The sequence below is a fragment of the Paenibacillus tepidiphilus genome (genome assembly GCF_008635795.1).
GTDB classification, from domain to species: Bacteria; Bacillota; Bacilli; order Paenibacillales; family Paenibacillaceae; genus Paenibacillus_AQ; species Paenibacillus_AQ tepidiphilus.
Window position 1 is genome coordinate 15,130 of the sequence record NZ_VWRQ01000038.1, and the last position, 14,901, is coordinate 30,030.

At 54.9% G+C, this 14,901-nt stretch carries 12 protein-coding genes; 5 read left to right on the forward strand and 7 right to left on the reverse strand.

Annotated elements, in window-relative coordinates:
* Positions 1 to 9 precede the first annotated feature (9 nt).
* From F1379_RS28495 to F1379_RS28505, 3 genes are read right to left on the reverse strand one after another with little or no spacing between them, the layout of a single operon-like run.
* On the reverse strand, positions 10 to 3,297 hold the full coding sequence (locus F1379_RS28495; RefSeq protein WP_150275858.1) for an ATP-binding protein: 3,288 nt from the start codon (positions 3,295 to 3,297) through the stop codon (positions 10 to 12).
* Positions 3,284 to 3,655 carry a response regulator transcription factor gene (locus F1379_RS28500; RefSeq protein WP_150275859.1) on the reverse strand — a complete coding sequence of 124 codons (372 nt, stop codon included), beginning with the start codon at positions 3,653 to 3,655 and terminating at the stop codon, positions 3,284 to 3,286. The genes F1379_RS28495 and F1379_RS28500 overlap by 14 nt, the downstream gene beginning before the upstream one ends.
* Positions 3,656 to 3,698: 43 nt before the next feature.
* A complete protein-coding gene (locus tag F1379_RS28505; RefSeq protein ID WP_150275860.1) occupies positions 3,699 to 5,321 on the reverse strand; it encodes a GGDEF domain-containing response regulator in 1,623 nt (540 codons plus the stop codon).
* A 232-nt stretch (positions 5,322 to 5,553) separates the two neighbouring features.
* Here F1379_RS28505 and F1379_RS28510 point away from each other — a divergent pair, with 232 nt between their 5' ends.
* Both F1379_RS28510 and F1379_RS28515 read left to right on the forward strand, forming a co-directional pair.
* Entirely contained in the window at positions 5,554 to 5,823 is a 270-nt protein-coding gene (locus F1379_RS28510; RefSeq protein ID WP_150275861.1) for an ACT domain-containing protein, read from the forward strand.
* 36 nt (positions 5,824 to 5,859) lie between these two features.
* Positions 5,860 to 7,215, forward strand: a complete 1,356-nt coding sequence (locus tag F1379_RS28515; protein WP_275262665.1) for a PFL family protein — start codon at positions 5,860 to 5,862, stop codon at positions 7,213 to 7,215.
* Between the two features lie 227 nt (positions 7,216 to 7,442).
* Here F1379_RS28515 and F1379_RS28520 read toward each other — a convergent pair whose 3' ends face one another.
* The 3 genes from F1379_RS28520 to F1379_RS28530 all read right to left on the reverse strand — a co-directional run bounded on the left by F1379_RS28520 (position 7,443) and on the right by F1379_RS28530 (position 10,542).
* A complete protein-coding gene (locus F1379_RS28520) occupies positions 7,443 to 8,402 on the reverse strand; it encodes a sigma-70 family RNA polymerase sigma factor (RefSeq protein WP_420850554.1) in 960 nt (319 codons plus the stop codon).
* 35 nt (positions 8,403 to 8,437) lie between these two features.
* Positions 8,438 to 8,884 (reverse strand): carboxymuconolactone decarboxylase family protein, encoded by a 447-nt coding sequence (locus F1379_RS28525; protein ID WP_150275863.1) that lies wholly within the window; start codon positions 8,882 to 8,884, stop codon positions 8,438 to 8,440.
* A 203-nt stretch (positions 8,885 to 9,087) separates the two neighbouring features.
* Positions 9,088 to 10,542, reverse strand: coding sequence for an MFS transporter (locus tag F1379_RS28530; protein ID WP_150275864.1), 1,455 nt, complete (start codon positions 10,540 to 10,542; stop codon positions 9,088 to 9,090).
* A gap of 163 nt (positions 10,543 to 10,705) precedes the next feature.
* Here F1379_RS28530 and F1379_RS28535 point away from each other — a divergent pair, with 163 nt between their 5' ends.
* Both F1379_RS28535 and F1379_RS28540 read left to right on the forward strand, forming a co-directional pair.
* The gene (locus F1379_RS28535; RefSeq protein WP_150275865.1) at positions 10,706 to 11,167 is read left to right on the forward strand and encodes a MarR family winged helix-turn-helix transcriptional regulator; all 462 of its coding nucleotides are present in this window, start codon (positions 10,706 to 10,708) and stop codon (positions 11,165 to 11,167) included.
* A gap of 185 nt (positions 11,168 to 11,352) precedes the next feature.
* Positions 11,353 to 12,713 (forward strand): IS1182 family transposase gene (locus F1379_RS28540; protein WP_150275866.1). Its coding sequence is split into 2 segments (ribosomal slippage): positions 11,353 to 11,923 and positions 11,923 to 12,713, totalling 1,362 coding nucleotides; the frame shifts between segments, so codons are not numbered across the junction.
* Between the two features lie 142 nt (positions 12,714 to 12,855).
* On the opposite strand, the gene F1379_RS28545 is transcribed toward F1379_RS28540, so the two are convergent.
* Complete coding sequence (locus F1379_RS28545) at positions 12,856 to 13,500, reverse strand: DUF1796 family putative cysteine peptidase (RefSeq protein ID WP_150275867.1); 645 nt, start codon at positions 13,498 to 13,500, stop codon at positions 12,856 to 12,858.
* 196 nt (positions 13,501 to 13,696) lie between these two features.
* On the opposite strand from F1379_RS28545, the gene F1379_RS28550 reads away from it, so the two are divergent.
* Entirely contained in the window at positions 13,697 to 14,215 is a 519-nt protein-coding gene (locus tag F1379_RS28550) for a YbaK/EbsC family protein (protein WP_150275868.1), read from the forward strand.
* The last annotated feature ends 686 nt before the right edge of the window (positions 14,216 to 14,901 follow it).

A 14,901-nucleotide genomic window follows, 5' to 3' on the forward strand; every position in this document is an offset into this window, starting at 1 on the left:
ATTTATACCTTAAGGAAAATTATGAGTCCGGTCTATGCCTGGCTGTCCAGCCGGGTCTTTCGGGAACAGCACCTCTCCACTGGACAACGATGTGTTCAGGATCTCCTGCAGCGTCGCCGACAGCTCGCCCGGAGGATACGGCTTCGTCAGATACGTGCGGACATTCTCCAGCAGAGCCTGACCGGCCTGGTCGAGCGCCGAGGAGATGACAATCGGCACATCTGCCGTCCGTTCGTCGTGCTTAAACATCCGGATCAGGTCCCAGCCGTCCAGCTCCTCGCCGAGCATCAGATCGACGATAATTGCCACAAAAGGTGTCTTCAGCGCCTGCTCGAACGCCTGCTGCGGATGATAATGGTGCATCACCCTGAAGCCTTTGCCTTTAAGCTCTTCCGAGAGCAGCAGCGAGAGGGAGTAATCGTCTTCGACGATCATCACACTCGGCTTCTCCTCCTTCTCGGAGCTCCATTTCAGAAGCTCTTCCTCCTGCCCGGCCGGTTCCGGCTGCAGCACCGGAAGCCGGAACCAGACGGTGGTTCCTTCGCCCTCGGCAGATTCCATGCCGATGGTGCCGTTCTGCTTCTCAATGATCTCTTTGCAGATGGCCAGGCCCAGTCCGGTGCCGCCGATCCGTTTGGCGGCGCTGTTGTCCACCCGGCGGAACTTCTGGAACAGCTGCCCGATCTGATCCGGCGGGATTCCCAGTCCGTTGTCCTGGATTTCCACGGTGATCACGCCTGGTTCATTGCGCAGCTTCACCTTGATTTCGCCGCGGCCGGGCGAGAACTTGATCGCGTTGCTGAGCAGATTCGTCAGAACCTGGATCAGCTTGTTCCGGTCTGCTTCAACCCCGGAATATTCCGCTTCATCCTCATACAGGATATGATGGGTGCTGCCGAGCTTGTACTGCTCGATGACACCTAGCACCAGCTCACTGAGATTCAGCTTCTCCGGACTATACTGCTGGGTGCCCGATTCCATCCGCTGCAAATCGAGGAAATCGTTGATCAGATCCGTCAGACGCTGCGCTTCTCTGTGGATGGTCTGTAAATATTTCTGCTGCTTCTCCGGCTTCATCGTCCGGTTCAGCAGCAGCTCGGTGAAGCCGAGCACACTGGACAGCGGGGTCCGAAGCTCATGGCTGACCGTACTGACCAGCTCCGACTTCATCTGGTCGAGCTCATACTCACGGGTAATATCGCGGTGAACGAACAGCGTACCGAACCGTTCTTCCCTGCGGAAGACCGGGATGGCATAGACATCCATATGCTTAAGGGAGTCACGGTCCAGCGAGTATTTCATGCTCCCGGAATCCGGGAATGCGGCAGATATCGCCTGCGTGTAGAAATTCCGCAGCTCCCCGCTTTCCTTGACCTGTCCAAGCAAATGCTCCAGCCAGACGGCAAGCGGCAGACGGTTGCCTTCCTTCCACCCGGCGTACTGGAACATCTGGCTGAGCGCCTTGTTCATCTGCCCCATAGTGCCGTCCAGCTCGATAAATTGAATGCCTTCGGCCACATTGTTGATGATATCCAGATTCAATTTGCGGGCATGCTCGATCTCTTCCACCATATACAGCCGGTCAATCGCCAGCGCAACCCGGTTCATGAGCCCCTGGATCTCGTTGGTCTCTTCCGCGCTGAAGGAGGCTCCCACCCGTGTACCGCAGAAAATAGCCAGAATTTCATCCTCCGCATTCACTACAGAGGTGTAATAATCGTAAGCCGTCAGCTGGACCGGAGAAATCCCCTGCTCCAAGGAGGTGGCAGGACGTTCTGTGATATAGGACTTCTCTGTCTGCATCCGGTACAGCATGTTGCCTTCTTCATGCAAATAGCGCTCCACTATTTCTGGCGGAATGCCCTTCGCGGCAACGATCCCGCCCTCGGCCAGCAGGAACAGGCTCGAGTCGAAGGCGAATTGGCCGTTCATGAAATCAATGAACCTCCCGGCAAATTCCTGTTTGTCGAGCGTGTACGTAATATCATGGTTAAGCTGGTTGCTGCGCTCCAGCATAATTTTGGTCTCTTCCGTGCGGGTCAGCGTGGCGGCCAGCTCCTGCTGTACTTTTTTCACGGAGGTGATATTGCTTGCGATCAGAATATACTGGTAAATTGCGCCCTCGTCATTTAAATAAGGCATGACTGTCGTATGCAGCCAGAGCGGTGTACCGTCCTTCGCATCCATCAGCAGCTCTTCGCTCCACACCATTCCCGTGCCCAGCTTGCGCCGCATTTCCTCCATTTGTACAGAAGCAAGATTCCGAAGCTCAAACAACCGGTACGGATGCCCGACGATCTCCTCCGCTTTATACCCCGTATACTGGGCCAGATTCTCATTGACATAGGTGAAGATGCCTTTGGGCGAGAGAATCGCTACTGCAGAGGATTGATTCAGCGCCACCATCATGCTTTCGATCTCGCTTAAAGAACGTTCGAGCCGGAACTGCTGGTCATGCAGCTCGTCCTGCTGGGCGTGGAGTTCCTCGTTCTGCATGGTCAGCTCTTCCTCTTTGTCCTGGATACTCCGGGCCATGTTGAGGAACGCGCCGTATAGCCGCCCGATCTCATCCTGGGTATGCAGCTCGCCGAGCAGCACCGCCTCACCGGCCGCAAGCGAGTGAGCCGCCGCCTCCAGCTTGATAATCGGATTAACCAGCGTTCGCAGAATACGCCAGATGATGAGGGTGAACAGCACCAGCAGCAGCGCGGATAGCGTAAACGCCGCGAAAGTGAACATATTGGACTGCCGGATAGCCTGCCGCACCATATCGCTGAGCAATTGGTCTGCACGGACCTTGTAATCCTTGGTGTAGGCAAGGAAATTGTTTACCTTCTCGGTATTCCCCGCCTTGGACAGAGCCCGGACGCCCTCGTAATCATCCTTCTGCACGAAGGCGACCGCCTGCGGAAGCGTCTCGTTCCCGTATTGAATGCTGAAGGATTGCAGATCGCTCCGGAACTGTGCTTCCTCCGGCGACAGCTTCAGCCGGGAGTAGTCGCCCAGTACGGTTCCCAGCTTCGCGAGCGCCTCGTATGCCAGCTCCAGCTCATTCTCATTCTTCAGCGCCGTGTAGCCTCTGGCCCGAAAAAAAACATCGTTCAGCGTAACAGCCAGCTCGTTGATCGTCTGCGCCTTGTTCTGAAGCAATTCCCGCTCCCGGCTAAGCTTATGCTGCTCCGAGTTGATATACAAGAGCAGACCTGCCGCAGTCAGCACGACCACCACAAACATGGCTGATATGATCCGGAAATATTTGCTGCGTATACTTAGGTTGGCGAATTTAGTTCTGTTCACGGAGTATGTCCTCCACGATCTGCAGCAGCTCCATCGGGCTGAAGGGCTTAGGCATAAAATACCTTGCCCCTGCCTCCTGCGCCCGGATGCGGTCCGTATCCTGCGCCTTTGCGGTCAGCATCATAATGGGGGTGGCAGCTTTAAGCGCCTCATCCAGTTGCCCCAGCACCTCAACCCCCGTCATTTCCGGCATCATATAGTCGAGAATCACCAGATCAAAGCGGTCCGCCGCCAGCTTCTCCAGCGCCTCCTTGCCATGCTCGGCCGTATGAATCTGCACATCCTCCAACTCTTCCAGCGTATCTTCAATCAGCATTCGAAGGATGTCTTCATCATCCACTACAAGAATCTTTTGCACTTCATTCTCACCTTTCATCTTCCGCCTTGCTTAAGCCTTGGCTCTAATACAGGACCCGCGACACCAGACGCTCGATCCGTATAAGCAGCTCAGGCATGTTAAAGGGCTTGATTACGTAATCATCGGCACCGAGCTGCAGCGCGTGGATAATATCGCGCTGGTCAAGGCGACCTGTCAGCATGATGACCAGAATATCCGCGGTCTTGTAGCCCGCACGAAGCTTTTCAAGTACCACCAGCCCGTCCATCTCCGGCATGATTCCATCGAGGAGAATGACATATTTCTCTCCCGGTGTATACCAGTCCGCCTCCAGAAACCGGGAACCGTCCGGATAGCTGCTTACCGTGGCCACTTTGCCGCCGGCCGGCTGCCAGCCGGCAAAGCCGCGGGTGACGACCTCACGGATAAGCGCATCGTCGTCGACAACAATGACATGCAGCGGCTGGGCTTCCTTCGCCCCGGGCAGCCTTTCATCATACACCGTCGTCCGGTTTCTGCCTCTGTTCTTGCTTACATAGAGAGCCTGGTCGGCTTCTTCAATAAGTTTATCGGCATCGGGGAGCGATTCATTTACTTCAGCCAGCCCGCAGGAAAAAGTTACCGCGAACGCCTCATTCTTGGCCCGGAAGCCGCTCTCCGCAAACCTGCCCTGAATCCGTTCAATGACCTGCACGGCAGCATGCGCATCGGTATGGGGCATAAACAAGGCGAACTCTTCCCCGCCGTACCGGCAGAAGGTATCCTCCACCCGGATTGATTGCTTGACCGTCTCGGCAAACCGCTGCAGCACCTCATCGCCGACCAGATGCCCGTAGGTATCATTGATCTGCTTGAAGAAGTCAAGATCAAACAGCGCGAGCGTAAATCTGCGGCCTGTCCGCTGGAAGTCGGAGAACAGCCGCTTCAGCGTCTGATTGAAATACTTACGGTTAAACGCACCGGTCAGCTCATCAATGACAATCGCTTCCTGCCATTCCCGCTTCAGCTCAAAGCGGTTGCGGATCAGCACGAGCAGCAGCTCAATGTCCACCGGCTTGCGCATATAATCCATTACGCCCAGCGAATAGGCATGCATCTGGAGCTCCTTGGAATGCTCGCCGCTGATGATCAGGATCGGAATATGCTCCTTCTTGGACTTCTCGACAATCTGCTGTAACACATCAATGCCGCTCTTATCCGGCAGCATAATGTCCAGGAGCAGCATATCGGGCTTGTTCTCATAGAACAGCTTGAGTCCCCGTTCCGCGGACAGGGCAATGCTGACATAATAGTTCTCCTTCTCCAGCGATTCCCGCAAGAACGCGACCAGCTCCACATCATCTTCTATAATGAGCACTTCATATTGCGGCCTGCCTCCCGGCACCCGCGTCAGGGGAGGGACAACAGGCGCTTCGGCGGCGGAGTCGTTGAACCATTCCAGCAGCGGGTACAAATATCCGCCCCACTCCGCTTCCGTCCAGGGCCGGTGACTGTCATCGGTAAAATAAGGCAATGCCCTGCCCGCAAGCTCTTCTACCTGCTCCAGTCCAACGGTGCCTGCAGTGCCCTTTAAATTATGCAAGAAACGGTAGATTTCCTTTTCCTCCACCGACGGCTGCCTGGCCCATGTCGCCAGTGTTTGTCTGGTCCGCTGCTCAACCAGTGCTTTGTATTTCTTCGTTGTCATAGGTTCTCCTTCAATAAATCAACGTCTATATCAGTCCATCCCTAAATCATAACATGATAATGCTGTCAACAGTATTTTAAAGAAATCGGCAGCATAGCGCAAATCCGCTTATCATTCCGACAAAAAACCTTTGGTTGAAGCTTGCAACATCATTTGCAATAATAGTTGAAATGGTTCATTCCGTTAATGCGGCGGATGGGCAAAGAATAGATAGTATAGGAGGCTTTTTCAATTGAAGGGGATTATTACTGTACTGGGAAAAGACAAAGTGGGGATTATCGCCAAGGTCTGCACGTATCTCGCGGAGCATAACCTGAACATTCTCGATATCTCGCAGACGATTGTGCAGGATTACTTCAACATGATGATGATCGTCGATATCTCCGCGCCGTCCAAATCGTTCGAGGAGATTGTAGAGGATCTGCAGCAGGTCGGCGAAGACATTGGCGTTGAAATCAAGCTTCAGCACGAGGACATCTTCAATATTATGCACCGGATCTAAGCGTCACAATCAACCTTTGAGGAGAAATAGATTATGATTTCACTTGTGGAAGTGCAGGAAACGAATAAAATGATCCGGGAAATGAACCTGGACGTGCGTACCATTACGATGGGCATCAGCCTGATGGACTGTGCGCATACGGATCTGAAGGTATTTAACCAGAACGTATATGACAAAATCACCCGCTCCGCCGAGAAGCTCGTCAAGACCGGGGAGGACCTGGAGCGTCAGTTCGGCGTGCCGATCGTCAACAAGCGGATTTCCGTAACGCCGATCTCCATCGCCGCCGGCTCAACGCGCACCGACAGCTATGTATCGGTCGCCGAAGCGCTCGACCGGGCGGCCAAGGAGGTCGGCGTGAACTTTATCGGCGGCTTCTCGGCGCTGGTGCAGAAGGGCTGCACCACCGGCGACCGGATTCTGATCGACAGCATCCCTGAAGCACTCGCCGTAACGGAGCGGGTCTGCTCCTCGGTCAATGTCGGCTCCTCGCGCAGCGGAATCAATATGGACGCCGTGAAGCTGATGGGCGACATTATCCTGCAGACCGCCGAGCGCACCAAAGACCGCGATTCCATCGGCTGCGCCAAGCTGGTGGTCTTCTGCAATGCCGTGGAGGACAACCCCTTCATGGCAGGGGCATTCCACGGCGTCGGCGAGCGCGAATGTGTTATCAACGTCGGTGTCAGCGGGCCGGGCGTCATCAAGCGGGCGCTGGAGGAAGTGAAGGGTCAGGACTTCGAGACCCTGTGCGAGACGATCAAGCGTACCGCTTTCAAGGTGACGCGCGTCGGCCAGCTCGTCGCCCAGGAAGCCTCCAAGCGGCTGAATGTGCCGTTCGGCATCATCGACCTGTCGCTCGCCCCGACGCCGCTGATCGGCGACTCCATCGCCGAAATCTTCCAGGTGATGGGCCTGGAGGAAGCCGGAGCTCCCGGCACCACGGCGGCGCTGGCGATACTGAACGACAACGTCAAGAAGGGCGGCGTTATGGCGTCTTCTTATGTCGGCGGTCTCAGCGGCGCATTCATTCCGGTCAGCGAGGACCACGGCATGATCCAGGCGGTGCAGCGCGGCGCGCTGACGCTGGAGAAGCTGGAAGCGATGACCTGCGTCTGCTCTGTCGGGCTCGACATGATCGCCATTCCGGGCAGCACCAGCAAGGAGACGATCTCCGGCATCATCGCCGACGAAGCGGCCATCGGCATGGTCAACAACAAGACGACCGCTGTGCGCGTCATCCCGGTCATCGGCAAGGAAGTCGGCGAAATGGTCGAATTCGGCGGCCTGCTCGGCTACGCGCCGGTGATGGCGGTCAACGGCTTCGACTGCGCCGGCTTCGTGAACCGCGGCGGCCGGATTCCGGCGCCGATTCACAGCTTCAAGAACTAAAGGGCACCAAATAGCGGCTCTGAGTCCGTAACGATACTGGCTTATAGAGTTGCCGGTTAGCGCAGACTACTATTATAGATAATTCCTGCTTCCGGACTTCTACATATCTTTGCAGTAGAATTTTGCAAGATATCCTTGCAGTAATTTGCTGATACTGAGCGCTCCAGCTAACACAAGGCCGCCCCCAGTCTGCTGATACGCAGCCATGGGGGCGGCCTTGTGATGCATTAAGTATGGGAATCCTGCATTACATCTGCAATGTATCCCAGCTTCTCCGGTCCAAGGATCAGGTACAGCTTGTCGATGGTCTCTCCGCCTCGTCCGGCGAAGATGCACAGCACACCCTTCACGGTGCCGTTTTGCCGGAAGACCAGCTGCTCTTCGCCGTTGACCGGCTCGATGGAGGCCTCCCATTCCCGCATCCGGCTGAGCACCCGGCGCGAAGTCAGCAGTGCAAGCACACCCCGCTTGCCGGCCATCGGCCGCAGAATGGTGTGCACCTCGCGGCCGCCGCCGTCGGAGACCAATACAGGCTGCTCGGCGAGCAGCTCCAGCATGCCGCTGACATCATAGGCGGCGAAGGCGGCGGTGAAGCGCTGCAGGAGACCGGTACGCTGCGCTGCGCGCGCTTGCGGCTGCGCCTGACCGGGCTCACGCTGCAGCGTCCGCTTCACGCGGCTGAAGATCTGCCGGCAGTTGCTCTCCGACTTGCCCACCATGCCGGCGATTTCCGCATACTCATATTGGAACGCCTCCCGCAGCACAAAGACGGCCCGCTCCACTGGCGACAGCTTCTCCAGCAGCACGAGAAAGGCGAAGCTCAGCAGCTCCCGGCGCTCGGCAGCCTCCTCCGGCCCGTCGGCATGGCCGCTCATCGGCTCGGGCAGCCATTCGCCGATATACGTCTCCCGTCTGCTGTGCGCGGACTGAAGCAGATTGAGACAGCGGTTGGTTACGCTCCTGGCCAAGTAGGCCTTCATGTTCACGATGCCATCCCGTTCTTGCTGCTGCAGTTCGGCGAAGCAGTCCTGCACAATATCCTCTGCATCCGCCACTGTGCCCAGCATCCGGTAAGCAATCGCAAAGGCATAGCTTTTGTAAGTCACATACAGCTCTGCCAGGTCCGGCTGAACCCGGTCCGCCGCCGCTTGCGACCCGGCCCTACTGCCATGAAGTTCGTTAACCACCGCCGTCCGCTCCCTTCCTTCTCTATATCGGCCTGTTACAGCGCGACTCCCGGGTACATCCCTGTGGAGATGGCGATCCGGTTCCAGCCGTTGATCGTAATGATGCTCATCAGCAGATCGACAACCTCCTCTTCACTGAAGAACTCGCGCACCTGCTCATATACTGCCTGCGGCACACCGTCCTGGCTGATGAAGGTCACTGCCTCCGCCAGTTCGAGCACAGCCCGCTCCTCGGCCGTAAAGATCGGCGCTTCACGCCACACGCTGACCAGCACCAGCTTATCGTGGTAATCGCCCAGCTTCAGCAAATCCCTGGCATGCATGTCGAGGCAAAAGGCACAGCCGTTCAGCTGGGATACCCGGATCTTGATCAGCTCCGCAAGCAGCTTGTCTTTCGTTCTTCCTGCCGAATGCTGCTCCAGCGCCATCATCGCGCGGAACGCCGGTGCGTTAACCTCTCTGTAATTGAACCGTAAACTCATGTCCATCTCCTCCTTATTCGTTCTACACTCTGTAGACAAATCAGGAGGGCGATCTGTGACAGCTTTGCAAAAAAATATTTCGGGAGCCTGTCAGTCCGGAGCCTGACTTGTGCCGGCATGATGCAGCGGTTCATCCGGTTCGACAGATGCATTTCGTGAACAATGTTCTTATGCTGCAGCAGCTCTGGCAATGCAGGCTCCGATCAGGCCTCTGCCCGCTTGCCCCGGCGCGCCGTCACCAGCCGCCAGCCGGTCAGGACCGCCGACACCAGGCAAATGGCCGAAGAGGTCATGAAGACCACATGCATTCCGGAGAGGAAAATATCCGGACGGCCGGGAACGAGGTCGTTGACCCGGTAGCCTGCCTCGCTGCTCATCACATTGAACAATATCGTGGTGGCAACGGTAATACCGACCACCATCCCGACATTGCGGACCAGCGAATTGACGCTGCCCGCCGAGCCGAGCTGGGTTCGCGGCACCTTGGACAGAATCAGCGAATTGTTCGGCGACTGGAACAGTCCGCTGCCGATGCCGAGCATGGCGATCCACAGGCCGACCAGTACCACAGAGCTGCCTTCATGCAGCCGGGCGAGACCAAACTGTGCGATGACCATCACAATCAGCCCGGCAAAGGTCAACGATTCCGAGCCGATCCGGTCGGACAGCGCACCGCTCAGCGGGGCCACGACGACCATGGCGATCGGGAACAGCATCAGCAGGAACCCGGCGTAGAACGGCGACAGGTTCAGCATGTTCTGTGCGTAAAATGGAGCGATAATGTTAAAGCAGAAATTTGCCACAAATACGAGAAACGCGCACAGGATGCTCAGCGAGAAAAGCGGATTCTTGAACAAGCTCAGCTGCAGCAGCGGCTGGGGCCGCTTCAGTTCAAGCATGATAAAGGCGATGAAAGCCACAGCCGCAGCGACCAGAGCCGCTACAATCCGGCCGTCGCCGTAACCGAGCTGCTGGCCCAGAAGCAGACCGGCAAACAACGTCACAATAAAGACAGCGAACAGCATGCTGCCGGGTGCGTCAATCTTGGATTTTACACGGATCAGATCCTTCGGCAGCACCTTCCAGCCGAGCACGATGGCAATCAGCCCGATCGGAACGTTGACCCAGAAAATATATTCCCACCCGAGCGTCGATACGATAATCCCGCCGAGACTGGGTCCGGCAATACTGCCGAGGGATACAAAGGTGCCGATAAGGCCAAGCGCCTTGCCGCGTTCATTCGCCGGAAAAATATCGGTCACAATGCCCTGGCTGTTGGCCATCGTCATGGAGGCGCCGACTGCCTGAATTACCCGCGACACGATCAGAAACGGCAAATTGCCGCTGAGCCCGCATAGCAGCGAGCCGATGATGAAGATGACGGTGCCGATTTTGAAAATACGGATCTTGCCGGCGATATCGCCCAGCTTGCCAAAGAACAGGATCACGGAGCATATGGCCATCAAATAACCGGTTGTGACCCATTCGACCTGGGCAACCGGGAGATTCAGCTCTTTCACCAGCACCGGCAGCGCAATGTTGACAATGCTGCCGTCCAGTGTGGACATAAAGGTAAACAGATTTAAGACGATCAGGATGATCCAGCGCTTCTTCTGAATCGCGGCGTCCTCCTGATAGGTCGTGCCGATTGAACTCATGCCTTACACCCTCTTGCTTGATTTTCCAAAAATATAGTTGCGTGCGCAACCAACTGGTTGTTTCAGTGTACAGCAATTTAGTTGCATGCGCAACTACTTTATTGTAGACTTTGATTTAGGCTTTCACGAGAAGCCAAGCAAGCCACAAAGAAGGTGCTGCACCATGTCAAATGAACCGATCGGGAAGCTGATTGCCTACCTTCAGCGTCAGAACCAGAAGCAGCTCTCCAAGGAACTGACGCCCTATGGTCTCGGCAGCGGCGGACAGCATAGCTTCCTCAAGCTGATTCTTAACCGTCCCGGCATCACCCAGGACCGGATGACCGATGAAATGAAATTCGACAAGGCGACGACCGCCCGTTCCGTCAAGCATCTGGAGCAGCTCGGCTTTATCGAGCGCAGGCCCGACCCGAACGACCGGCGCTCTTCCCTGCTGTATCCGACGGCCAAGGCATTGGAGTTCGCTCCGGTGTTCCATTCGATTCTGGATGAGTTTAACCGCAAGCTGACCGCCAACCTGACCGAAGCGGAGACCGAAACGCTGGTAGAGCTGCTGCACAAGATTACCCGCAATACCGCCGACGCTCCCGACCACCCGGTCCGTGGTAAGCCGGACCCGTCCTGACCCGCCATGGATATGATTACCGGATGCTGCCGGCTGCATACGCCAAGGAGGCTTCTTCGGATGAAGAAGCCTTCAGGCTGTCGAGAAAGTCTCGACAGCCTTCTTTACGTGATTTTGATTTCACACGACACCGCGTTAATGTTGTATAATATAGGTAACTATTTATAGGACGGATGGTGGTAAAGATGCTGCGTTCCAATCGAGAAAAACAACAAGCTTACGAATTTGTTTCTATTGAAGATTTGGTTCCTCAAGACCACTTGCTTCGCAAGGTGGATAAATATATTGATTTTTCGTTTATCGATGAGAAGGTTAAACCGCTATACTGCTCGGATAACGGACGACCAGCGATTGATCCAATCGTACTGTTCAAGATGATTTTCATAGGGTATTTCTACGGCATTCGTTCCGAACGTCAGCTAGAACGTGAAGTTCAAACGAATTTAGCTTACCGCTGGTTTCTTGGGCTCGGATTAACCGACAAGGTTCCAGACCACTCCACCCTTAGCTGGAACCGGCGTACTCGATTTAAGGACACGAACATTTTTCAGGATATTTTCGACGAAATTGTTCTCCAGGCGATTTCGCACCGAATGGTGGGTGGACGAGTTCTTGTCTCGGACTCCACTCACGTCAAGGCAAATGCAAATAAACACCAATATACCAAACAACAGGTGCTGCAAAATACGAAGGATTATGTAGATGAGCTCAACGTCGCCGTAGAGACAGACCGGAAGAACCATGGAAAAAAGCCCTAAAACCTAGAGAGGAAGTGAACGAAGAAAAGGAAATTAAAGTGAGCAAGACCGATCCCGATAGCGGGTACATGATTCGCGACGGTAAACCGGAAGGCTTTTTTTATCTGGACCACCGGACCGTAGATATGAAATACAATCTCATTACAGATGTTTATGTCACGCCCGGAAATGTCCATGATTCCGTGCCGTATTTGTCGCGTCTGGACCGGCAGCAGGAACGTTTTGGATTTCAAGTGGAAGCCATTGCTCTAGATTCAGGATATTTAACAACACCGATTTGCCGTGGTCTGCAAAGCCGAAAGATTTTTGCCGTTATTGCTCACCGGAGATTCCATTCCAAACAAGGACTGTTTCCAAAATGGAAGTTTACTTTTGACGCAGAACAAGAACTGTACGTCTGTCCGGCCGGGCAAGCTCTGAAGTACCGAACGACGGACCGCAAAGGCTACCAGCAGTATGCGTCCGATCCTGAGCAATGTAAAAGTTGTCCGTTCTTAAACGAGTGTACGCAGTCCAAAAACCACCGGAAAGTGGTAACCCGGCATGTCTGGGAGGATAGCAAAGAATGGGTCCGGAATAACCGGCTCAGCAAGTCGGGCAAGCAGTTGTACCGTAAACGAAAAGAAACGATTGAGCGAAGCTTCGCGGATGCTAAAGAGCTCCATGGGTTTCGCTATTGCCGGTTGCGAGGGCTGCCCAATGTCAGGGAACAAGCGCTGATGACGGCAGCCGTTCAGAACATGAAGAAGATGGCGATCCACCTGGATCGCCGGGAAAAACGAGGATAACCCCTCGTTTTTCCGTTCGCAACTCGATATTGAACACACAAAAGAAACCCAAGGTCTTTAAATGACCTGGGTTTCTCGACAATCTGGAGGCTTCTTCGGATGAAGAAGCCTTTTTGCGATATCCGGAGGTTGCTTGAACGAATTAGCCGAGAGATATTCCTTCGAGAAGAAAATCCCAAGTATCATTGTCCCCCGCCCGGTTCGGGATGCCGAGTGAACAGATGCGGGGCAGATTCCAGCCGTTGTCGACCACGGACTCCAGCCCGTCGACTCCGTTGACGACCAGAATATGAAATCCTCCGCCCGTCAAGGTGCCCAGCACTGTCTGCAAATGCAGTGCCTCTTCATAAGTGCCTCCCCACCGGATGAACAGCGCATGTCTGCTGGAGGCCATCTGCTGAATAAGCCGCTGGCTGCGCATCATTATTTTCTCCTTGAACGCCGGATAATCGGCTGACCAAGCCCCATCTTCCCGCACCGGGAAGTCATGTACAGAAATGACGTTGTAATAATGGTCCTTCACAAAATACGAACGCAGCGGCGTCACGGACTCATTGTCCACAAAGGTGGCATACCCTTCAATAACTCCCATATTGTAAAGCTCCATATATCCGGCAAACCGGTTGCCGAGCAGCCGGATAACATCGGTGAGGGACAGGGACACTACCCAATCCAGCGGCGATGAAAAAGTCCTGAGTCCCCTGCGGCGCATATGGGCCGCAGGCTCACAGGAGCTGCCCAGACTAACGATACAATCGTAACTCCCCTTAAGCTCAGTCAGCAACATTCAGCCATCTCCTCCGACCTGTTCTTTCCCTATTAAATGCGGCCGGCGCGGATCGTGCTTGGATGTTAGACGAGCCGGGTGTCAGACGAATCCGGATTAAAGCCTGACGGCTTTGCTCTCAGGGCCAAAACAGCTTACAATGAAAAAAATGTAAGCATAATGAAAGTCTATCGGTCCAGGAAAAGGAGTGTTCCATATGTCCATCAGCAAAGTCAAAGACCATTTCCGCGCCCTTGGCAGGGAGCAGGATGTGCAAGAGTTCGCCACCTCCAGCGCAACCGTCGACATGGCGGCAGCCACCATTGGCGTCATCCCGGCAAGGATTGCCAAAACCCTGTCCTTCCGCGGCGCAGAAGAAGACGCCATCCTGGTTGTCGCCGCGGGCGATGCGAAGATCGACAATAAGAAATTCCGGGAGGCATTCGGCTTCAAAGCGCGGATGCTGACGCCGGAGGAGGTGCTGGAGCAGACCGGCCATGAAATCGGCGGCGTCTGCCCGTTCGGCCTGGCCCGGCAGCTGGAAGTCTACCTGGATGTGTCGATGCAGCGTTTTGCCACACTGTTTCCCGCCTGCGGCAGCACCAATTCGGCGATTGAGCTCACCTGTGCAGAATTGGCGCAATATGCCGGGACTTCCGGAGCCAAGGCGTGGATTGATGTCTGCAAGGGCTGGCAGGCGGGGGAAGCAGCAGCCGGGGATGGACAAGCCAGCTAACAGTCTCCTATTGGCATGAACTGGCTCCTATCAAGAACCAGCGGCAATCTTGAACTGATTAACCAGTTACAGACTGCTGCTGGATAATTGAGCAGTGCCAACAAGGCGCTCCGCATCCTCTGAATGCTGTCCCTTCCCTTCGCTAGGGGCTGTGGAGATTGTGTATGAAAAACCGACCACATTTGGCCACCACCTGGGTCATCGCACCAATTGTGTATGAAAAACCGACCACATTTGGCCAACACCTGGGTCATCGCACCAATTGTGTATGAAAAAGCGACCACATTTGGCTACCGCGAGGGTCATCGCACCAATTGTGTATGAAAAACCGACCACATTTGGCCAACACCTGGGTAATTGGACCAACTGTGTATGAAAAAGCGACCACATTTGGCTACCGCGAGGGTCATCGCACCAATTGTGTATGAAAAACCGACTACATTTGGCCAACACCTGGGTCGTCGGATCAATTGTGTATGAAAAAGCGACCACATTGGGCCAACGCGTGGGTAATCGGACCAACTGTGTATGAAAAACCGACCACATCGGTGCGACCCCCTAATTCCGGAGTCCTCCGTATAAAATTGACTTTTGCCGTAGACATGCTCTTTATTTCGCTTTTTTCCTCGGCCAGAAGAATTCGGAACGGTCTTCTAGGCTCATGACCCATTCCAAAAATTTAACCG